The 21,520-nt window shown below is 55.2% G+C and carries 15 protein-coding genes, 1 tRNA gene and 3 rRNA genes; 12 read left to right on the top strand and 7 right to left on the bottom strand.

Features of this window, described 5'->3' with window-relative positions; all coding sequences use genetic code 11:
* Nucleotides 1-68 precede the first annotated feature (68 nt).
* Entirely contained in the window at nucleotides 69-527 is a 459-nt protein-coding gene (asnC, locus tag KGP25_RS24255) for a transcriptional regulator AsnC (RefSeq protein WP_008500198.1), read from the bottom strand.
* Between the two features lie 151 nt (nucleotides 528-678).
* On the opposite strand from asnC, the gene asnA reads away from it, so the two are divergent.
* Entirely contained in the window at nucleotides 679-1,671 is a 993-nt protein-coding gene (asnA, locus tag KGP25_RS24250) for an aspartate--ammonia ligase (RefSeq protein WP_063622966.1), read from the top strand.
* Here the strand turns inward: asnA and viaA are convergent, their stop codons facing one another.
* Nucleotides 1,672-3,123, bottom strand: coding sequence for an ATPase RavA stimulator ViaA (viaA, locus tag KGP25_RS24245; protein ID WP_223539725.1), 1,452 nt, complete (start codon nucleotides 3,121-3,123; stop codon nucleotides 1,672-1,674).
* Nucleotides 3,117-4,613 carry an ATPase RavA gene (ravA, locus tag KGP25_RS24240; RefSeq protein ID WP_032675673.1) on the bottom strand — a complete coding sequence of 499 codons (1,497 nt, stop codon included), beginning with the start codon at nucleotides 4,611-4,613 and terminating at the stop codon, nucleotides 3,117-3,119. Before ravA ends, viaA begins: the two co-directional genes overlap by 7 nt.
* A gap of 222 nt (nucleotides 4,614-4,835) precedes the next feature.
* Here ravA and kup point away from each other — a divergent pair, with 222 nt between their 5' ends.
* From kup to rbsR, 7 genes are all read left to right on the top strand, one after another.
* Nucleotides 4,836-6,704 carry a low affinity potassium transporter Kup gene (kup, locus tag KGP25_RS24235; RefSeq protein ID WP_008500202.1) on the top strand — a complete coding sequence of 623 codons (1,869 nt, stop codon included), beginning with the start codon at nucleotides 4,836-4,838 and terminating at the stop codon, nucleotides 6,702-6,704.
* 216 nt (nucleotides 6,705-6,920) lie between these two features.
* On the top strand, nucleotides 6,921-7,340 hold the full coding sequence (gene rbsD / locus KGP25_RS24230; protein WP_223539724.1) for a D-ribose pyranase: 420 nt from the start codon (nucleotides 6,921-6,923) through the stop codon (nucleotides 7,338-7,340).
* 7 nt (nucleotides 7,341-7,347) lie between these two features.
* The gene (rbsA, locus tag KGP25_RS24225) at nucleotides 7,348-8,853 is read left to right on the top strand and encodes a ribose ABC transporter ATP-binding protein RbsA (protein WP_021242658.1); all 1,506 of its coding nucleotides are present in this window, start codon (nucleotides 7,348-7,350) and stop codon (nucleotides 8,851-8,853) included.
* Between the two features lie 4 nt (nucleotides 8,854-8,857).
* Nucleotides 8,858-9,823 carry a ribose ABC transporter permease gene (gene rbsC / locus KGP25_RS24220; protein WP_021242657.1) on the top strand — a complete coding sequence of 322 codons (966 nt, stop codon included), beginning with the start codon at nucleotides 8,858-8,860 and terminating at the stop codon, nucleotides 9,821-9,823.
* Between the two features lie 27 nt (nucleotides 9,824-9,850).
* The gene (gene rbsB, locus KGP25_RS24215; RefSeq protein WP_008503498.1) at nucleotides 9,851-10,741 is read left to right on the top strand and encodes a ribose ABC transporter substrate-binding protein RbsB; all 891 of its coding nucleotides are present in this window, start codon (nucleotides 9,851-9,853) and stop codon (nucleotides 10,739-10,741) included.
* 106 nt (nucleotides 10,742-10,847) lie between these two features.
* Nucleotides 10,848-11,777 carry a ribokinase gene (gene rbsK, locus KGP25_RS24210; protein ID WP_048030351.1) on the top strand — a complete coding sequence of 310 codons (930 nt, stop codon included), beginning with the start codon at nucleotides 10,848-10,850 and terminating at the stop codon, nucleotides 11,775-11,777.
* Between the two features lie 3 nt (nucleotides 11,778-11,780).
* Nucleotides 11,781-12,773, top strand: a complete 993-nt coding sequence (gene rbsR, locus KGP25_RS24205) for a ribose operon transcriptional repressor RbsR (protein ID WP_074180468.1) — start codon at nucleotides 11,781-11,783, stop codon at nucleotides 12,771-12,773.
* Here rbsR and mdtD read toward each other — a convergent pair.
* Nucleotides 12,739-14,160: a multidrug transporter subunit MdtD gene (gene mdtD / locus KGP25_RS24200; protein ID WP_223539723.1), complete on the bottom strand. Its 1,422-nt coding sequence runs from the start codon at nucleotides 14,158-14,160 to the stop codon at nucleotides 12,739-12,741. The two genes, rbsR and mdtD, sit on opposite strands and share 35 nt — an antisense overlap.
* On the bottom strand, nucleotides 14,157-14,864 hold the full coding sequence (locus KGP25_RS24195) for a FadR/GntR family transcriptional regulator (RefSeq protein ID WP_223539722.1): 708 nt from the start codon (nucleotides 14,862-14,864) through the stop codon (nucleotides 14,157-14,159). Before KGP25_RS24195 ends, mdtD begins: the two co-directional genes overlap by 4 nt.
* A gap of 453 nt (nucleotides 14,865-15,317) precedes the next feature.
* On the opposite strand from KGP25_RS24195, the gene KGP25_RS24190 reads away from it, so the two are divergent.
* The 4 genes from KGP25_RS24190 to rrf all read left to right on the top strand — a co-directional run bounded on the left by KGP25_RS24190 (nucleotide 15,318) and on the right by rrf (nucleotide 20,293).
* Nucleotides 15,318-16,859, top strand: a 16S ribosomal RNA gene (locus KGP25_RS24190).
* A gap of 84 nt (nucleotides 16,860-16,943) precedes the next feature.
* Nucleotides 16,944-17,019: transfer RNA gene (locus tag KGP25_RS24185), tRNA-Glu, on the top strand.
* 183 nt (nucleotides 17,020-17,202) lie between these two features.
* A 23S ribosomal RNA gene (locus KGP25_RS24180) occupies nucleotides 17,203-20,106 on the top strand.
* Nucleotides 20,107-20,177: 71 nt separating this feature from the next.
* A 5S ribosomal RNA gene (gene rrf / locus KGP25_RS24175) occupies nucleotides 20,178-20,293 on the top strand.
* Together the 16S, 23S and 5S rRNA genes with 1 tRNA gene alongside form the textbook arrangement of a ribosomal RNA operon.
* A gap of 98 nt (nucleotides 20,294-20,391) precedes the next feature.
* On the opposite strand, the gene mobB is transcribed toward rrf, so the two are convergent.
* Nucleotides 20,392-20,895, bottom strand: coding sequence for a molybdopterin-guanine dinucleotide biosynthesis protein MobB (gene mobB / locus KGP25_RS24170; RefSeq protein WP_196353178.1), 504 nt, complete (start codon nucleotides 20,893-20,895; stop codon nucleotides 20,392-20,394).
* Entirely contained in the window at nucleotides 20,892-21,476 is a 585-nt protein-coding gene (mobA, locus tag KGP25_RS24165) for a molybdenum cofactor guanylyltransferase MobA (RefSeq protein WP_045909079.1), read from the bottom strand. The genes mobB and mobA overlap by 4 nt, the downstream gene beginning before the upstream one ends.
* Nucleotides 21,477-21,520: the final 44 nt, after the last annotated feature.

Below are 21,520 nucleotides of genomic sequence, written 5' to 3'. Positions count from 1 at the left end.
GACGGCCATTGTACGCTGTGAACGAGCTGGGATCTACCTGTGGAAAATGTGGGAATGGATTTGCCCGATCACGGGCGGATGGTACGCATGATCGGGTTTTGCAGGGAGATCAGGGTCTCGGTGGACTGAATTTCATCGATTGTTTGGATCTTGTTGATAAGTACCTGCTGGAGCGCGTCGATGGATCGGCACATGACTTTAATAAAGATGCTGTAGTGCCCGGTGGTGTAGTACGCCTCGGTGACTTCATCCAGCGCGTTCAGTTTCGCCAGGGCGGAAGGGTAGTCTTTGGCGCTTTTAAGAATGATGCCGATGAAGCAGCAGACGTCGTAACCCAGCTGCTTCGGGCTGACGTCAATGCGAGCACCGGTAATGATCCCTGCCTGCTTCATCTTCTCTACGCGAACGTGAATGGTTCCCGGGCTGACGCCAAACTGTTTCGCCAGTTCGGCGTAGGCGGTACGGGCATTGGCCATTAACGCCTCCAGAATGCCGCGGTCGAGATTGTCGATCTGATAATTTTCCATACCTTTTTCTTATGAAGATTAATGAATCACTCTATTCTAGCGCCTTATTTTATCGAATCAAAAGTGAAGGTGGCTTTTTGTTGATGGGTTATTGAATAAGGTGCCATTTCTGTTGCTTAATCAATATCAACAGGACGCAGGAGTATAAATAATGAAAACCGCTTACATCGCAAAACAACGCCAGATCAGTTTCGTAAAATCCCATTTTTCCCGCCAGCTGGAAGAGAAGCTTGGGCTGATTGAAGTCCAGGCGCCGATCCTCAGCCGCGTGGGTGACGGGACGCAGGATAACCTCTCTGGATGCGAAAAAGCGGTACAGGTGAAAGTGAAAACACTGCCAGATGCTCAGTTCGAAGTGGTTCATTCACTGGCGAAATGGAAGCGTCAGACCCTGGGACAACACGACTTCAGCGCGGGCGAAGGGCTCTACACGCACATGAAAGCCCTTCGCCCCGATGAAGACCGCCTTTCTCCGATTCATTCCGTTTATGTTGACCAGTGGGACTGGGAGCGCGTGATGGGTGATGGCGAGCGTCACATCGGCACGCTGAAATCCACCGTTGAGGCGATCTACGCCGGGATAAAAGCAACCGAAGCGGCCGTAAGCAAAGCGTTTGGTCTGGCACCGTTCCTGCCGGAATCGATCCACTTTGTGCACAGCCAGGAATTGCTGACCCGTTTCCCGGATCTGGATGCCAAAGGCCGCGAGCGCGCAATTGCTAAAGAGCTGGGTGCGGTGTTCCTGATTGGGATCGGCGGCAAGCTGTCTGACGGTAAGCGCCATGACGTTCGTGCGCCGGATTATGATGACTGGAGCACCACCGGTGAGGGTGAATTTGCCGGTCTGAACGGCGATATTCTGGTCTGGAACCCGGTACTGGAAGACGCATTCGAGCTTTCTTCTATGGGGATCCGCGTGGATGCTGACGCGCTGAAGCGCCAGCTGGCGGTGACCGGTGATGAAGATCGTCTCAAACTGGAGTGGCACCAGGCGCTGCTGCGTGGGGAGATGCCGCAGACGATTGGCGGCGGTATCGGCCAGTCCCGTCTGACCATGCTGCTGCTTCAGTTGCCCCATATTGGTCAGGTTCAGTGTGGCGTCTGGCCGCAGCAGGTTCGCGAAAGCGTCGGCTCTCTTCTGTAATTAACGCTGCCAGCGTCTGAGCAGGCGGCTGCGCAACCCGGTATCAAAGCGCCAGATATGATCGAAGATGCGCATGATGCCGGGTTTTCCATGGGCGGACATCGCCACTGCATGAAAACGGTGCTGATGCACACGCTGTAATTCCTTCACTTTATTTATCACGTCATCCGGCAGCCGCTGGGCGATAAAATCGGAAATCACCACCGCGTCAGCGTCGTACCAGTCGCCGCCCTGCATCCGCTCAACGATGCTGCGAAAACAGCTGGCCAGATCGGTGCCGCCGCGAAAACGCTGGCTCAGGAAGCGGATTGCCTGCTCGATCCCCTGCTGGTTCGTCAGCTCATAGCCTACGACTTCGCTGGAGAACAGCATGATGAAGCAGCGACGGCGATCGGCGAGCGCCACGCGCATCAGCGCCAGACAGAATGCTTTTGCACACTGCTCGTTAAACCCACCCATCGAGCCGGACGTATCCACGCAAACGATGAAGGGTCCGTGCGGCTGTTCATCAAAATCCTGATGAACGACCGGCCGCTGGCTGATTTTCTCACGCCAGGCTTCGCCGTGCAGCCGGTAGGTGAGGAGCTGTTTTTCCACCAGCCGACGATAAAACTCATACTCCAGCTCGGTCATCCCCAGCGTGCTCAGCTCCGTGGGCAGCAGACGCAGAATATCATCGCTCTGCTGGAGCCCGTCGACCTGCTCCGGAACGGTGGCCGGTTCACGCACCAGGGCGCGGAAGGTTTCCATCGGGGCGTCTTTCTTTGGAACTGACTTCGCCTCCCTTGAGCGTCCCAGCTGTTCTGCAAGCTTCATCAACTCGGGCTGCTGCGTCAGAAAATCGCCGTATTTGACGATCAGCTGATAGTCCCCGCGCCGGAGCTGGCCGGCGCTCATATCCCAGAGACGCCCTGCCGCGTTCTCATTTTCCACCAGCACCTGCTCAAGCTGGCCGCTTAAGGTCATGCGTTCCTGAACTTCACTGAGCAGCTGTTCGCGCTCTTCATCCAGCAGCTGCTGGTTTAGCGTCGTGGCCTGCACCACCAGGCTGAGACGCCAGCGCTGTAAAAAGAGGGTGTGCAGTGCGGGAGTAAACGTGGCGTTGTCCGTGACCAGCCCCCGGGCCTGGCTGGCAAACGGGGAGTGGACCTTGTCGAGCAACGTCAGGGTCTGCGGAAGCTGGACGATAAACTGCGGCGTGGAGAGCCGCTGGCACTGCTGATAGCAGGCCACCTCTTCCGTTAACTCAGGCGGAACTTCGGTCTCCCTGAAGCGCTGACGCAAATTTTCGCGCCAGCGCGGAAGATCGTCCGTCATCGCCTTTTTGAGCTTCGGAAATTTTTCAAAGAAGGCTGCCAGCTGCGGCGAAGCCAGAAGGGTTATGACCACTTCTTCGATCAACCCTTCCTCGCTGACAGCCAGCATGACGTTAAGCGTATCCAGAGTTAGCATTGACGCGCCTGTTTAATCTGCGCGCTGACGTCCTGCAGGCTGGCTTCAATGCGACCTAACCAGTCGCTATGAATAAAGAGGCATTTTTGCTGCTCGCTAAAGCGGGTGTGCTGCTGGTGCCATTCGGTATCCAGCGCGTCCAGCTGCTGCTTAATCTCTTCGGGAACGCTGTCAGAGGCGGTTCCCGGAAGCGCGAGACGCGAGCCCTGCAGGCTGACGTCGCGGATCACCAGGTGCTGGCTGCTGTCGACTTCCATATTCAGCGGCTGCGCGAAACCGATGCCGTTGAGCTTTCCGCGGATCTCTCCGCCCTTATCCAGCCACTGCGCCAGCGCCTCGCGCTCAATCGTCACGTGCACCACCTGCATATCATGCAGCTTAAGCGGCTGCTGGAGCAGCAGGGTCAGCGTCGGGCTGGTGAGTTCGGCGGGTAATTCATAGTGCGGTTTGCGGGCGAACATCCCCCCCAGGCGATTCACTTTCAGCGCGGTTTTATCACTTTGCTGCTGCTGAAGCTGGATGCGCCGCTGGGCAATTGCCCCCAGTTGGTTGAGCATCGCCTGCTGTCCCCAGGCGTGTCCGGTCATCAAAACGTCAAGCTGCTGCTGCATCAGATTCATGCCTTCCGCGTCGTGCCAGAGGCAATCTTTCAGCAGGATCAGATCGATGGGGGCAACAGCATCGCGGCCGCTAAACAGGGCGCTGGCCTGCAGGAGGCGGATCGCTTTTTTCCAGCGGCGATCGGAGACATAGGGCGCAGAAGGAAGGTGATCAAGCTGCTGACGCAGCAGATAGATCAGCTCGAATACCGCGTCCGGCAATGTGATTTTGCCAATATCCTGCTGCCACTGATAATACTCTTCATCCGTCACCTGCAGCGAAGCGGATACCGGGTTTTCACTTTCATCCTGCTGGCTGATCAGCATGGAGCGGAAGTTGGATTTATCCTGTACTTTGTCCAGCCACAGGCGGATGAGCATACGGTCATACAGCGCTTCCAGGCTGCTGTCGGCTTCGGGCAGTTCGTTAGAGGCGGCCACCAGCAGGCGCATCGGGATTTTCTCTTCACTGGCGCCGTTACGGAACCGACGTTCATTTATCGCCGTGAGCAGGGTGTTCAGAATGGCCGGTCCCGCTTTCCAGATCTCATCAAGAAAGACAATTTCTGCCTCAGGCAGATACCCCGCCGTCAAACGTTCGTAGCGCCCTTCATCTTTCAGCGCCTGAATGGAAAGGGGGCCAAACACCTCTTCTGGGGTGGAAAAGCGGGTCATCAGGTATTCAAACGCGCGGGCGTTCTGAAAAGCAAACTTAAGCCTGCGGGCAATCAGGCTTTTGGCGATGCCCGGCGGCCCTAGCAGAAACACGCTTTCACCGCTCAGCGCCGCCAGCAAACAGAGGCGAATGGCGTGGCTACGCTCGAAAAGGCCTTTCTCCAGCGCGCTGCTGAGGCGGGAAATTCTTTCTGCTAATAAATGTGAGTGAGCCATAATAGTTTTGCATCCTTTCGCCGTCGTGGCGGCCAATTGAAGCGAGTATAGACGTTTCAGTCAGGGCTGGTAATAGACTGAAGTGCGGCGCAATTTTCTTTGCGCTACATTAATGCGGTTGCATTTAGGGGTACGATTTTGCATTGAATCGTGCATACTGTGCGCTTTTTGTGGGCCAAGGGACCAGGAACACATTTGTTATTCAAACGAAAAGACTAGTCTATGAGCACTGATAATAAGCAATCATTACCCGCAATAACGCTTGCGGCGATCGGGGTTGTCTACGGTGATATTGGCACCAGCCCGCTTTATACGCTTCGTGAATGTCTGTCCGGCCAGTTTGGCTTTGGTGTTGAGCGCGATGCCGTATTTGGCTTCCTGTCCCTCATCTTCTGGCTGCTGATCCTGGTGGTTTCTGTTAAATATCTCTCCTTCGTTATGCGCGCTGATAACGCGGGCGAAGGCGGTATCCTGACCCTGATGTCCCTTGCAGGGCGCAACACCTCCGCCAGAATGACCTCCGTGCTGGTGATTATCGGCCTGATTGGCGGCAGCTTCTTCTATGGCGAGGTGGTTATCACGCCCGCGATTTCGGTCCTCTCGGCGATAGAGGGGCTGGAGATCATCGCGCCACAGCTTGATACGTGGGTGGTCCCGCTGGCGATAATCGTGCTGACGCTGCTGTTTGTGATCCAGAAGCACGGTACCGGGCTGGTGGGTAAACTGTTTGCACCAATTATGCTGGCCTGGTTCCTGATCCTGGCCGCGCTTGGCTTGCGCAGCATTATTGCTAACCCGGAAGTGCTGCATGCGCTGAACCCCTACTGGGCCGTGCATTTCTTCCTCGAATACAAAGTGGTTTCCTTCGTAGCGCTGGGGGCGGTCGTGCTCTCCATTACCGGCGTTGAAGCGCTGTATGCTGACATGGGTCACTTCGGGAAACTGCCTATCCGCGTGGCCTGGTTTATTGTGGTGCTGCCGTCGCTGGTGCTGAACTACTTTGGCCAGGGCGCGCTGTTGCTCAAAAATCCGGAAGCGATAAAGAACCCGTTCTTCCTGCTGGCGCCTGACTGGGCGCTGGTGCCGATGCTGATCCTGGCGACGCTGGCGACCGTCATTGCCTCTCAGGCGGTGATTTCCGGCGTGTTTTCTCTGACGCGCCAGGCCGTGCGTCTGGGGTATCTCTCGCCGATGCGCATCATCCATACTTCAGAGATGGAGTCGGGCCAGATCTACATCCCGTTCGTTAACTGGCTGCTCTATTTCGCGGTTGTGATTGTTATCGTCAGCTTCGAGCATTCCAGCAACCTGGCGGCGGCGTACGGTATTGCAGTAACCGGTACGATGGTGCTGACATCGCTTCTCTCCACTACGGTGGCGTACCGAAACTGGCACTGGAATAAATTCCTCGTGGCGATGATTCTGGTGGGCTTCCTGTGTATTGACGTGCCGCTGTTCTCCGCGAACCTCGACAAGATTGTCTCCGGCGGCTGGCTGCCACTGACGCTGGGTCTGGTGATGTTCATCGTCATGACCACCTGGAAAAGCGAGCGTTTCCGCCTGCTGCGGCGCATGCATGAGCACGGGAATTCTCTGGAGGCGATGATCGCTTCGCTGGAGAAATCTCCGCCGGTCCGCGTGCCGGGCACTGCGGTGTATATGTCTCGCGCCCTGAACGTCATCCCGTTCGCGCTGATGCATAACCTCAAGCACAACAAAGTGCTGCACGAGCGTGTGATCCTGCTGACGCTGCGCACCGAAGATGCGCCTTACGTTCATAACGTGCGTCGCGTGCAAATCGAGCAGCTCTCTCCGACATTCTGGCGTGTGGTGGCGAGCTACGGCTGGCGTGAAACGCCAAACGTGGAAGAGGTGTTCCACCGCTGTGGTCTGGAAGGGCTGAGCTGCCGGATGATGGAGACGTCGTTCTTTATGTCTCACGAGTCGCTGATCATCGGCAAGCGCCCATGGTATTTGCGCCTGCGCGGCAAGCTGTACCTGATCCTGCAGCGTAACGCCCTGCGCGCGCCTGACCAGTTTGAGATCCCGCCTAACCGCGTGATAGAGCTGGGTACGCAGGTCGAGATTTAAGTCCTTTCGAAAATGCCGGGTGGCGCTTCGCTTACCCGGCCTACCCAACCCGTAGGCCCGCGCAAGCGAAGCGCCGCCGGGCAATATCTCCCATCAATATTTCACTTAGCGAAACGTTTCGACGTCGATCACAAATCTGTTACGTCACGGTGGTTTTCTGAACATTTCTGAGGCTACACTTCTTTTAGCGAAACGTTTCGCTAGTGGAGCAATAAAATGAAGAAAGGCACTGTACTCAACTCAGAAATCTCGTCGGTGATTTCCCGTCTTGGGCATACCGATACGCTGGTGGTTTGCGATGCAGGCTTACCGGTTCCGCGCAGCACAACCCGTATCGATATGGCGTTAACGCAGGGCGTACCTTCGTTTATGCAGGTACTGGACGTGGTGACCGCGGAGATGCAGATTGAGGCGGCTATTCTCGCGGCGGAAATCAAACAACATAATCCGCAGCTCCACGAAACGTTGCTCAGCCATCTTGAGCAGCTGCAACAACACCAGGGAAACACCATCGAAATTCGTTACACAACGCACGAACAATTCAAACAACAAACCGCAGACAGTCAGGCGGTGATTCGCAGCGGGGAGTGTTCCCCGTATGCGAATATCATTCTCTGTGCTGGCGTCACCTTCTGAGGCCATCATGGACGCATTACTGCAACTCAAAGGGATCGATAAGTCGTTCCCGGGCGTAAAAGCCCTCTCCGGCGCGGCGCTGAACGTTTACCCCGGGCGCGTGATGGCGCTGGTGGGCGAAAACGGCGCCGGCAAATCCACCATGATGAAAGTGCTGACCGGTATCTATCAACGCGATGCCGGTTCACTCCTCTGGCTGGGTAAAGAAACCACCTTCACTGGCCCGAAATCTTCTCAGGAAGCGGGTATCGGCATTATTCACCAGGAGCTGAACCTGATCCCGCAGCTCACCATTGCGGAGAACATCTTCCTCGGCCGTGAATTCGTGAACCGCTTCGGCAAGATCGACTGGAAAACCATGTATGCCGAAGCCGACAAGCTGCTGGCGAAGCTGAACCTGCGCTTTAAGAGCGACCGGCTGGTCGGCGATCTCTCCATCGGCGATCAGCAGATGGTGGAAATCGCGAAGGTGCTGAGCTTTGAGTCGAAGGTCATCATTATGGATGAACCGACCGACGCCCTGACCGATACCGAAACCGAATCCCTGTTCCGCGTTATCCGCGAGCTGAAATCGCAGGGGCGCGGGATTGTCTATATTTCTCACCGCATGAAAGAGATCTTTGAAATCTGCGATGACGTCACCGTCTTCCGCGACGGGCAGTTTATTGCCGAGCGCGAAGTAGCCACGCTGACCGAAGATACGCTCATCGAAATGATGGTGGGACGTAAGCTGGAAGATCAGTATCCGCATCTGGATAAAGCGCCGGGTGAGATCCGCCTGAAGGTGGACAACCTCTGCGGTCCGGGTGTGAACGACGTCACCTTTACCCTGCGCCAGGGCGAGATCCTGGGTGTGGCGGGACTGATGGGCGCGGGACGTACCGAGCTGATGAAAGTGTTGTACGGCGCACTGCCGCGCACCAGCGGTTATGTCACCCTCGACGGCCATGAAGTGGTCACCCGCTCCCCGCAGGATGGTCTGGCGAACGGCATCGTCTATATCTCCGAAGACCGCAAACGCGACGGCTTAGTGCTGGGCATGTCGGTAAAAGAGAACATGTCCCTGACTGCGCTGCGCTATTTCAGCCACAGCGGCGGCAGCCTGAAGCATAAAGATGAACAGCAAGCGGTCAGCGATTTCATCCGTCTCTTTAACGTTAAAACCCCGTCGATGGAGCAGGCGATTGGCCTGTTGTCCGGCGGGAATCAGCAGAAAGTGGCGATTGCGCGCGGGCTGATGACGCGCCCGAAAGTGTTGATCCTCGACGAACCAACCCGCGGCGTGGACGTGGGGGCGAAAAAAGAGATCTATCAGCTGATTAACCAGTTCAAGGCCGACGGTCTGAGCATCATTCTGGTCTCTTCCGAGATGCCAGAAGTATTAGGCATGAGCGATCGTATTATCGTCATGCATGAAGGGCATCTCGGCGGTGAATTCACTCGCGAGCAGGCCACCCAGGAAGTTCTGATGGCTGCCGCTGTGGGCAAGCTTAATCGCGTGAATCAGGAGTAAGAAGATGACAACCCAGGCTGTTTCTGGTCGCCGCTATTTCACAAAGGCGTGGCTGATGGAGCAAAAATCGCTGATTGCCCTGCTGGTGCTGATCGCGATTGTGTCGACCATGAGCCCGAATTTCTTCACCGTAAATAACTTGTTCAACATTCTGCAGCAGACGTCGGTGAATGCCATTATGGCGGTCGGCATGACGCTGGTGATTTTGACCTCAGGGATCGATCTGTCCGTCGGTTCCCTGCTGGCCCTCACCGGCGCGATCGCCGCTTCGCTTGTCGGGATTGAAGTTAACGCGCTGGTGGCCGTGGCCGCGGCCCTGGCGGCAGGCGCGGCGATTGGCGCCGTCACCGGCGTGATTGTGGCAAAAGGCCGCGTTCAGGCGTTCATCGCGACGCTGGTGATGATGCTGCTGCTGCGCGGGGTGACCATGGTTTATACCAACGGCAGCCCGGTCAATACCGGCTTCACCGATAACGCCGATCTGTTTGGCTGGTTCGGTATCGGTCGCCCGCTGGGCGTCCCGACCCCGGTCTGGATCATGGCTATCGTCTTCCTGGCGGCGTGGTACATGCTGCACCATACCCGTCTGGGTCGTTACATCTATGCGCTGGGCGGTAACGAAGCGGCAACGCGCCTGTCCGGGATTAGCGTTAATAAAGTCAAAGTCATCGTGTATTCCCTGTGCGGTCTGCTGGCGTCACTGGCGGGCATCATCGAAGTGGCGCGCCTCTCTTCCGCGCAGCCGACGGCGGGTACGGGGTATGAGCTGGATGCTATTGCAGCAGTGGTTCTGGGCGGTACGAGTCTGGCGGGCGGTAAAGGTCGCATTGTTGGGACATTGATCGGCGCACTGATTCTCGGTTTCCTGAATAATGGTTTGAATTTGTTAGGTGTTTCCTCCTATTACCAGATGATCGTTAAGGCAGTGGTGATTTTGCTGGCGGTACTGGTAGACAACAAAAAACAGTAACTGACGACACTACAGGACATCTTAGATATGAACATGAAAAAACTGGCTACCCTGGTTTCCGCTGTCGCGCTGAGCGCAACCGTAAGTGCTAACGCCATGGCGAAAGATACCATCGCGCTGGTTGTCTCTACGCTGAACAACCCGTTCTTCGTCTCCCTGAAGGACGGTGCGCAGAAAGAAGCGGATAAACTGGGCTATAACCTGGTGGTACTGGATTCACAGAACAACCCGGCGAAAGAGCTGGCTAACGTTCAGGACTTAACCGTTCGTGGCACCAAGATTCTGCTGATCAACCCAACCGATTCTGATGCCGTAGGCAACGCCGTGAAGATGGCAAACCAGGCAAAAATTCCGGTGATCACCCTGGACCGTCAGGCAACCAAAGGCGACGTGGTGAGCCATATCGCGTCTGACAACGTGCTGGGCGGCAAAATCGCGGGTGACTACATTGCGAAGAAAGCAGGCGAAGGCGCGAAAGTTATCGAACTGCAGGGGATTGCCGGTACGTCTGCCGCCCGCGAGCGTGGCGAAGGCTTCCAGCAGGCGGTTGCAGCGCATAAATTCAACGTACTGGCCAGTCAGCCTGCGGACTTCGACCGTACTAAAGGTCTGAACGTCATGCAGAACCTGCTGACCGCACATCCTGACGTACAGGCGGTCTTCGCGCAGAACGACGAAATGGCGCTGGGCGCGCTGCGTGCCCTGCAGACTGCAGGTAAATCTGATGTGATGGTTGTCGGATTTGACGGCACGCCGGATGGTGAAAAAGCAGTAAACGATGGCAAACTGGCTGCGACCATCGCTCAGCTGCCTGAGCAGATTGGCGCCACTGGCGTTGAAACTGCCGACAAAGTGCTGAAGGGCGAAAAAGTTCAGGCTAAATACCCTGTTGACCTGAAACTGGTTATCAAGCAGTAAAAGGCGAATCAGGTCGTCACTGGCGGCCTGAGGGACACCAATAAAGAAAAGTGTGGCATACGCCACCGGGTAACACCGGTGGCGCTCTCAGATGGACAACCCAACCATGAAAACCGCAGGCAACCTCGTCGTCCTTGGCAGTATCAATGCCGATCACATTCTTAACCTTGAATCGTTCCCTGCACCGGGCGAAACCGTCACGGGTAGCCAGTATCAGGTCGCTTTTGGCGGTAAAGGGGCAAACCAGGCCGTTGCCGCTGGCCGCAGCGGAGCGAATATTGCGTTTATCGCCTGCACGGGCGATGACGATACCGGTGAGCGCGTACGCAAGCAGCTGGCAAGCGACAACATTGATATCGCACCGGTCAGCGTTGTTGCAGGAGAGTCTACCGGCGTGGCGTTGATTTTCGTCAACGCAGAAGGTGAGAATGTTATCGGTATTCATGCTGGCGCTAACGCAGCGCTGACGACGGAGCGCGTAGAAGCGCAACGTGCAATCATCGCCGGAGCGGAAGCCCTGCTCATGCAGCTGGAGTCACCGGTTGAAAGCGTGCTTGCCGCGGCGAACATTGCGCATGAAAATCATACCACTGTCGTACTTAATCCGGCCCCTGCCCGTGTATTATCTGACGAGCTGCTGGCGCTGGTGGACATCATCACGCCGAACGAAACCGAAGCCGAAAAGCTGACGGGCATTCGCGTTGAAAACGATGATGATGCCGCGCGAGCCGCGCGTGCGTTGCACGACAAAGGCATCGGAACGGTGATCATCACCCTGGGCAGCCGTGGGGTATGGGCAAGCGTAAACGGTGAAGGCCGTCGCGTGCCGGGCTTTAAGGTGAAGGCGATTGATACCATTGCAGCGGGAGATACCTTCAATGGTGCACTGGTGACCGCGCTGCTGGAAGGCAAGAGTATGGATGATGCGATCCGCTTCGCGCATGCGGCTGCCGCGATTGCGGTGACGCGCAAGGGCGCTCAGCCTTCCGTTCCGTGGCGTAAAGAGATCGATGAATTCTTAAGTCAGCAGGGGTAACGCTTGGCCACAATGAAAGATGTCGCTCGCCTGGCGGGCGTTTCTACCTCGACGGTGTCTCACGTCATTAATAACGATCGCTTCGTCAGCGAGGCTATTCGGGAAAAAGTCGAAGCGGCAGTAAAAGATCTCAACTATGCGCCGTCTGCGCTGGCGCGCAGCCTTAAGCTCAACCAGACGCGTACGATCGGTATGCTGATCACTGCCAGTACCAATCCCTTTTATTCTGAGCTGGTTCGCGGCGTGGAGCGCAGCTGCTTCGAGCGTGGCTACAGCCTGGTGCTGTGCAATACCGAAGGGGACGAGCAGCGCATGAACCGTAACCTGGAAACGCTGATGCAAAAACGCGTCGACGGGCTACTGCTGCTGTGTACCGAAACGCACCAGCCCTCGAAAGAGATTATCCAGCGCTACCCCTCCATTCCCACGGTGATGATGGACTGGGCGCCGTTCGACGGCACCAGCGATCTTATTCAGGATAACTCTCTGCTGGGGGGCGATATGGCCACCCAGTATCTGATCGATAAAGGCTATACCCGCATCGCCTGTATTACCGGTCCGCTGGACAAAACCCCGGCGCGTTTGAGACTGGAAGGGTATCTCGCCGCGATGGCGCGGGCGGGCCTTTCCGTGCCGGAAGGGTACCGTATTACCGGTGATTTTGAGTTTCACGGTGGTTTTGAAGCGATGCAGACGCTGCTGGCGCAGCCGCAGCGTCCGCAGGCGGTGTTTATCGGCAACGACGCCATGGCGTTTGGCGCCTATCAGGCGTTATATCAGGCCGGTTTGCGTGTTCCCGACGATATGGCGGTAATCGGCTACGATGATATTGAGCTGGCCAGCTATATGACGCCGCCGCTCACCACCATCCATCAGCCAAAAGATGAGCTGGGCGAGCTGGCCATCGATGTGTTGATCCACCGAATGGCTCAGCCCACGCTGCAGCAGCAACGCCTGCAGCTTACTCCTGTTCTGATGGAACGGGGTTCGGTTTAGCTTTCGCCTTATGGCGTTCTTTTATCAGGTTACGGCCATCTTTCGGTTTTAACAGCATAAAGACCAGCGCTGAAACGACGGTGAGTGCGCCCATGGTAATAAAAGTATAGTGGAACTGCTCGACGGTGTTCGCGCTGTCGAAACCTTCATAAAACCGCAGTACCGCCGCGCTCACGGCCACCCCTAAACTGATCGACAGCTGCTGGGTGACTGCCAGCACGCTGTTGCCGCTACTGGCGTTCTCGTCGGTCAGATCCGCAAGGGTGATGGTGTTCATTGATGTGAACTGCGTCGACATCGCCATGCCCAGCACAAACAGCGGCAGGATCAGCATCCAGACAGGAAGCGAGGCGGACTGCAGCGAGAACTGCGCAATCATCAGACCGATAAAGACCGTCACGCCAACCAGCGTCTTGCGATAGCCAAACCAGCGTAGCACCTGCGTCACGGTCGATTTTGCCAGAATCGAGCCCATCGCCGTAGGGGCCATCATGCAGCCGGCAATCAGGGCCGGATAGCCGAAACCGACCTGCAGCATCAGTGGCATCAGGAAAGGTACGCAGCCGGTTCCCAGACGCGAGGCAATGTTTCCCGCGATCCCGACGGAAAAGGTTCGGGTGTTGAAGAGCCCAAGAGAGATTAACGGCGTCGGGTGACGGCGCGCGTGACGTATATAAAGAAGGAACAGCAGAATCCCGGCGAGGATAACGGAGAGCGCCATCCACGTCGCGACGATCTTCTCGCCAAACAACTCCATCCCGCTGGAGAAGAGCACCAGGCTCAGGCCAAACAGGAAAAAGCCCCCCATGTCGAAACTGCGTCTTGGCGTGGTGAAGTTCGGCATATATTTGCGGGCATACAGCAGCCCCGCAACGCCAATCGGAATATTAATCAGGAAGATCCAGTGCCAGCTTGCCCAGGTGACAAACACGCCACCGAGTACCGGGCCAAGTATCGGGCCGACCAGTCCCGGCATGGTGACGAAGTTGAGCACGGGAAGCAGTTCGCTTCGAGGGTAGGCTCGTAATAAGGCAAGGCGTGCCACGGGCATCATCATCGCGCCGCCAATGCCCTGTAATACGCGGAAGATAACCAGCTCCGTTAAGGACGAGGAGAGCGCACAGGCCAGCGAACCGAGCGTAAAGAGTGTTACGGCCAGCATGAAAACTCTGCGGGTGGCCAGCCAGCCGCTAACCGGAATTAACATTGCGACCGTCAGGGTGTAGCTGATGATGGCGGACTGCATCGCCAGCGGGGAGCGGTTAAGGCTTTGCGCAATAGCGGGAAGCGCGGTGTTGAGGATGGTGGCATCCAGTGCCTGCATAAAAAACGCCATGGCTGCAATCCACGGCAATCCGGCCATGCTGCGCGCTTTTTTCTTTGTCATTTATTTACCTGCTGGTGGGTTGGCGCAGCCAGTAATGCCTGGCACGCACTCAGGGCTCGCTGCCCGTCGCTTTCCTGAATGGCATCCACTATCGCCTGATGCAATTCCAGTTTTACCACGTCGTTTTGTGTAATAGAGGTAAAGTAAGTGTGGTACACCGAATGGAATAATGAGGCAAACGAGGTGAGGAACGGATTGGCGCTCATCATATAGATATGTTCATGCCAGGCCATATCGACTTCAACCCAGCGTTCGCGGTTGAAGTGTTTTTTCAGAAACACCATCTCTTCCATCAATGCGTTAAGCTGCGCTTTTTGCTCTGCCGTGCCAAGCGTGGCGGCAAGCAGACATGCCTGAGGTTCAAGACTGTTGCGCATCACCAGAAAGTGATCGACAACCTGATGAAAGTTATCTTCCGTCATCCACCAGGAGAGCAGCTCCTGATCGAGAAAATTCCAGTTACTCTGTGGCATCACGCGTGTGCCAATACGCGGGCGTGGAAGCACCATACCTTTTGCCGTCAGGGTTTTCACCGCCTCGCGAACCGCGGTACGGCTCACCCCAAACTGCTCACCCAGCTCCATTTCACCCGGCAGGATGCTACCCGGGGCATATTTACCCGCTAAAATTCGCTGCGCCAGCTTTTCTGCCAGCACATACGACAGGTTTTTTTGGGCGGCCAGCTGTTGTGCGCTTAATGGCATCGCTTTTATTCCTTAAAGATTCATGCTGATAATTATGCCACCTCGAATGTGATTGTGGTTGCAGATACATCAAATAGAACAATTTGTAGCTTGATTTCACCGCTGCTGGTGAAAAAAAACACGGATAGAAACTTTTTTTAAATTTCCTCTTGTCACGCCGGAATAACTCCCTATAATGCGCCTCCACTGACACGGAACAACGGCACACACGCCGCCGGGTCAGCAGAGAAAAGCGAAAATAAACGCTTGACTCTGAAGCGGGAAAGCGTAATATGCACACCCCGCGCCGCAGCGAAAACGAAGCGGCACTGCTCTTTAACAATTTATCAGACAATCTGTGTGGGCACTCAAAGTGACATGGATTCTTAATGTCTTCGGACAATAAATGAATACCAAGTCTCTGAGTGAACATGCGTAATTCATTACGAAGTTTAATTCACGAGCATCAAACTTAAATTGAAGAGTTTGATCATGGCTCAGATTGAACGCTGGCGGCAGGCCTAACACATGCAAGTCGAGCGGCAGCGGAAAGTAGCTTGCTACTTTGCCGGCGAGCGGCGGACGGGTGAGTAATGTCTGGGAAACTGCCTGATGGAGGGGGATAACTACTGGAAACGGTAGCTAATACCGCATAACGTCGCAAGACCAAAGAGGGGGACCTTCGGGCCTCTTGCCATCAGATGTGCCCAGATGGGATTAGCTAGTAGGTGGGGTAACGGCTCACCTAGGCGACGATCCCTAGCTGGTCTGAGAGGATGACCAGCCACACTGGAACTGAGACACGGTCCAGACTCCTACGGGAGGCAGCAGTGGGGAATATTGCACAATGGGCGCAAGCCTGATGCAGCCATGCCGCGTGTATGAAGAAGGCCTTCGGGTTGTAAAGTACTTTCAGCGGGGAGGAAGGCGGTGAGGTTAATAACCTCATCGATTGACGTTACCCGCAGAAGAAGCACCGGCTAACTCCGTGCCAGCAGCCGCGGTAATACGGAGGGTGCAAGCGTTAATCGGAATTACTGGGCGTAAAGCGCACGCAGGCGGTCTGTCAAGTCGGATGTGAAATCCCCGGGCTCAACCTGGGAACTGCATTCGAAACTGGCAGGCTAGAGTCTTGTAGAGGGGGGTAGAATTCCAGGTGTAGCGGTGAAATGCGTAGAGATCTGGAGGAATACCGGTGGCGAAGGCGGCCCCCTGGACAAAGACTGACGCTCAGGTGCGAAAGCGTGGGGAGCAAACAGGATTAGATACCCTGGTAGTCCACGCCGTAAACGATGTCGACTTGGAGGTTGTGCCCTTGAGGCGTGGCTTCCGGAGCTAACGCGTTAAGTCGACCGCCTGGGGAGTACGGCCGCAAGGTTAAAACTCAAATGAATTGACGGGGGCCCGCACAAGCGGTGGAGCATGTGGTTTAATTCGATGCAACGCGAAGAACCTTACCTACTCTTGACATCCAGAGAACTTTCCAGAGATGGATTGGTGCCTTCGGGAACTCTGAGACAGGTGCTGCATGGCTGTCGTCAGCTCGTGTTGTGAAATGTTGGGTTAAGTCCCGCAACGAGCGCAACCCTTATCCTTTGTTGCCAGCGGTCCGGCCGGGAACTCAAAGGAGACTGCCAGTGATAAACTGGAGGAAGGTGGGGATGACGTCAAGTCATCATGGCCCTTACGAGTAGGGCTACACACGTGCTACAATGGCGCATACAAAGAGAAGCGACCTCGCGAGAGCAAGCGGACCTCATAAAGTGCGTCGTAGTCCGGATTGGAGTCTGCAACTCGACTCCATGAAGTCGGAATCGCTAGTAATCGTAGATCAGAATGCTACGGTGAATACGTTCCCGGGCCTTGTACACACCGCCCGTCACACCATGGGAGTGGGTTGCAAAAGAAGTAGGTAGCTTAACCTTCGGGAGGGCGCTTACCACTTTGTGATTCATGACTGGGGTGAAGTCGTAACAAGGTAACCGTAGGGGAACCTGCGGTTGGATCACCTCCTTACCTTAAAGAACCTGCCTTTGCAGTGCTCACACAGATTGTCTGATGAAAAGTAAATAGCAAGGCGTCTTGCGATTGAGACTTCACGTCCCCTTCGTCTAGAGGCCCAGGACACCGCCCTTTCACGGCGGTAACAGGGGTTCGAATCCCCTAGGGGACGCCACTTGCTGGTTCGTGAGTGAAAGTCACCTGCCGTCATATCTCAAAACTGACTTGCGAGTCACGTTTGAGATATTTGCTCTTTAAAAATCTGGATCAAGCTGAAAATTGAAACGACACATCTTTAAGGTGTGTTCGAGTCTCTCAAATTTTCGCAATCAGAAGATGAAACATCTTCGGGTTGTGAGGTTAAGCGACTAAGCGTACACGGTGGATGCCCTGGCAGTCAGAGGCGATGAAGGACGTGCTAATCTGCGAAAAGCGCCGGCGAGGTGATATGAACCTTTGACCCGGCGATGTCCGAATGGGGAAACCCAGTGCAATTCGTTGCACTATCGTTAACTGAATACATAGGTTAACGAGGCGAACCGGGGGAACTGAAACATCTAAGTACCCCGAGGAAAAGAAATCAACCGAGATTCCCCCAGTAGCGGCGAGCGAACGGGGAGCAGCCCAGAGTCTGAATCAGCTTGTGTGTTAGTGGAAGCGTCTGGAAAGTCGCACGGTACAGGGTGACAGTCCCGTACACGAAAACACACAGGTTGTGAACTCGAAGAGTAGGGCGGGACACGTGGTATCCTGTCTGAATATGGGGGGACCATCCTCCAAGGCTAAATACTCCTGACTGACCGATAGTGAACCAGTACCGTGAGGGAAAGGCGAAAAGAACCCCGGCGAGGGGAGTGAAAAAGAACCTGAAACCGTGTACGTACAAGCAGTGGGAGCACCCTTGTGGTGTGACTGCGTACCTTTTGTATAATGGGTCAGCGACTTATATTCTGTAGCAAGGTTAACCGTATAGGGGAGCCGAAGGGAAACCGAGTCTTAACTGGGCGTTAAGTTGCAGGGTATAGACCCGAAACCCGGTGATCTAGCCATGGGCAGGTTGAAGGTTGGGTAACACTAACTGGAGGACCGAACCGACTAATGTTGAAAAATTAGCGGATGACTTGTGGCTGGGGGTGAAAGGCCAATCAAACCGGGAGATAGCTGGTTCTCCCCGAAAGCTATTTAGGTAGCGCCTCGTGAACTCATCTTCGGGGGTAGAGCACTGTTTCGGCTAGGGGGCCATCCCGGCTTACCAACCCGATGCAAACTACGAATACCGAAGAATGTTATCACGGGAGACACACGGCGGGTGCTAACGTCCGTCGTGAAGAGGGAAACAACCCAGACCGCCAGCTAAGGTCCCAAAGTCATGGTTAAGTGGGAAACGATGTGGGAAGGCACAGACAGCCAGGATGTTGGCTTAGAAGCAGCCATCATTTAAAGAAAGCGTAATAGCTCACTGGTCGAGTCGGCCTGCGCGGAAGATGTAACGGGGCTAAACCATGCACCGAAGCTGCGGCAGCGACACTATGTGTTGTTGGGTAGGGGAGCGTTCTGTAAGCCGTTGAAGGTGTGCTGTGAGGCATGCTGGAGGTATCAGAAGTGCGAATGCTGACATAAGTAACGATAAAGCGGGTGAAAAGCCCGCTCGCCGGAAGACCAAGGGTTCCTGTCCAACGTTAATCGGGGCAGGGTGAGTCGACCCCTAAGGCGAGGCCGAAAGGCGTAGTCGATGGGAAACAGGTTAATATTCCTGTACTTGGTGTTACTGCGAAGGGGGGACGGAGAAGGCTATGTTAGCCGGGCGACGGTTGTCCCGGTTTAAGCATGTAGGCGGAGGTTCCAGGTAAATCCGGTACCTTTTAACGCTGAGGTGTGATGACGAGGCACTACGGTGCTGAAGTAACAAATGCCCTGCTTCCAGGAAAAGCCTCTAAGCATCAGGTAACATCAAATCGTACCCCAAACCGACACAGGTGGTCAGGTAGAGAATACCAAGGCGCTTGAGAGAACTCGGGTGAAGGAACTAGGCAAAATGGTGCCGTAACTTCGGGAGAAGGCACGCTGATATGTAGGTGAAGCCCCTGCGGGTGGAGCTGAAATCAGTCGAAGATACCAGCTGGCTGCAACTGTTTATTAAAAACACAGCACTGTGCAAACACGAAAGTGGACGTATACGGTGTGACGCCTGCCCGGTGCCGGAAGGTTAATTGATGGGGTTAGCGGCAACGCGAAGCTCTTGATCGAAGCCCCGGTAAACGGCGGCCGTAACTATAACGGTCCTAAGGTAGCGAAATTCCTTGTCGGGTAAGTTCCGACCTGCACGAATGGCGTAATGATGGCCAGGCTGTCTCCACCCGAGACTCAGTGAAATTGAACTCGCTGTGAAGATGCAGTGTACCCGCGGCAAGACGGAAAGACCCCGTGAACCTTTACTATAGCTTGACACTGAACACTGGTCCTTGATGTGTAGGATAGGTGGGAGGCTTTGAAGTGTGGACGCCAGTCTGCATGGAGCCGTCCTTGAAATACCACCCTTTAATGGCTGGTGTTCTAACGTAGACCCGTAATCCGGGTTGCGGACAGTGTCTGGTGGGTAGTTTGACTGGGGCGGTCTCCTCCCAAAGAGTAACGGAGGAGCACGAAGGTTAGCTAATCCTGGTCGGACATCAGGAGGTTAGTGCAATGGCATAAGCTAGCTTGACTGCGAGAGTGACGGCTCGAGCAGGTGCGAAAGCAGGTCATAGTGATCCGGTGGTTCTGAATGGAAGGGCCATCGCTCAACGGATAAAAGGTACTCCGGGGATAACAGGCTGATACCGCCCAAGAGTTCATATCGACGGCGGTGTTTGGCACCTCGATGTCGGCTCATCACATCCTGGGGCTGAAGTAGGTCCCAAGGGTATGGCTGTTCGCCATTTAAAGTGGTACGCGAGCTGGGTTTAGAACGTCGTGAGACAGTTCGGTCCCTATCTGCCGTGGGCGCTGGAGAATTGAGGGGGGCTGCTCCTAGTACGAGAGGACCGGAGTGGACGCATCACTGGTGTTCGGGTTGTCATGCCAATGGCACTGCCCGGTAGCTAAATGCGGAAAAGATAAGTGCTGAAAGCATCTAAGCACGAAACTTGCCCCGAGATGAGTTCTCCCTGAGACTTTAAGTCTCCTGAAGGAACGTTGAAGACGACGACGTTGATAGGTCGGGTGTGTAAGCGCAGCGATGCGTTGAGCTAACCGATACTAATGAACCGTGAGGCTTAACCTTACAACGCCGAAGCTGTTTTGGCGAAGAGACGAACAATCAAATTTCAGCCTGATACAGATGAACAGAATTTGCCTGGCGGCTTTAGCGCGGTGGTCCCACCTGACCCCATGCCGAACTCAGAAGTGAAACGCCGTAGCGCCGATGGTAGTGTGGGGTCTCCCCATGTGAGAGTAGGGAACTGCCAGGCATCAAACAAGTGAAGAGGCCATCCGAAAGGATGGCCTTTTTGCGTTTATACGCCAAAAAAACGGCAGGCCGGGTAAGGCAAAGGCGCCACCCGGCACGTCAGACCGCACTCCACGTCACAATAAAACCCGCAATCCCATCCACATCATTTAAGTCCAGCACCGGAACCTCAAGCGGCAATACCACATCACTGGCCACCGCAATCACATGCTCATCCAGCGTTAACTCGCTGAAATCATGTCCGGCATCGCTTCTGAACAGCAGGATCTTAGGTACTGCCTCATGCTTAAATCCCTCAATCAGCACCAGATCCAGGGTGGAATGATCCATCCGACTGACCAGATAAGCGAGATCCAGCGGGGCCTCATCCGACGTTTCTGTCATTAACGCCCAGCGCTGAGGACTTGCTACCATCGTTTGTGCTGCTCCGGCCTTACGCAGCTCATAGCTGTCTTTTCCTGGCGTATCGATATCCATGTTGTGATGACTATGCTTAATCAATCCCGGACGAAGGCCTCTGGCACACAGCGCGGGTATCAGCTTTTTCAGCAGCGTGGTTTTCCCGGTCCCACTCCATGCGGAAATGGCTAAAAGAGGTATCATTTTTTCTCCTGCATCATCTGCAAATCTTCATGTGTATTCACGTTCACAAACGCTGATTTCACATCGCTAAAATCAACGGAATGGCCGCCAGACTCACGCATGAAGACCATCACCCTGCGCTCTCCCGCAGCCAGATAGCTCTGCAGAGCAGGCACTAGCGATCGATGCATCAACGCGATAGCAGGATGGTCACGCTCGCCGTCATGTACCCAAACCACAGGTGCTGTACCACGAAGCAGGAACAGACGCTCGACGAGATCGGAGGGAATAAACGGGTTATCGCAGGGACAGAAGATAAACCACTCTCCGTGCGACTGTTGCATGACCGAAAGCATACCGGCAAGCGGGCCCGGGTAATTCTCAAGGCTATCCTGATAAACGGCGTACCCGCTTTGCCGGTAAGTGTCGATATGCCTGTTCGCGCTGATGGCCATTGCCGTCACCTGGCCGGCGAGCGTATCGGCGACATGCTGCCACAAGGGTTTTCCATTAAGAAGCTGAAGCCCCTTATCTTTACCGCCCATTCGCGTTGCTCTGCCGCCTGCCAGAACGACCCCGATGATTTCCTGGCTAACATTCACGAATATCGCCTCTTTTATTGTGGGATTGACCCTGCTAACGTGTC

The organism is Enterobacter sp. JBIWA003 (genome assembly GCF_019968825.1).
Lineage (GTDB): Bacteria > Pseudomonadota > Gammaproteobacteria > Enterobacterales > Enterobacteriaceae > Enterobacter > Enterobacter quasiroggenkampii.
Note: the sequence above shows the minus strand (reverse complement) of the source record. Positions and strands in the feature narration are given on the sequence as shown.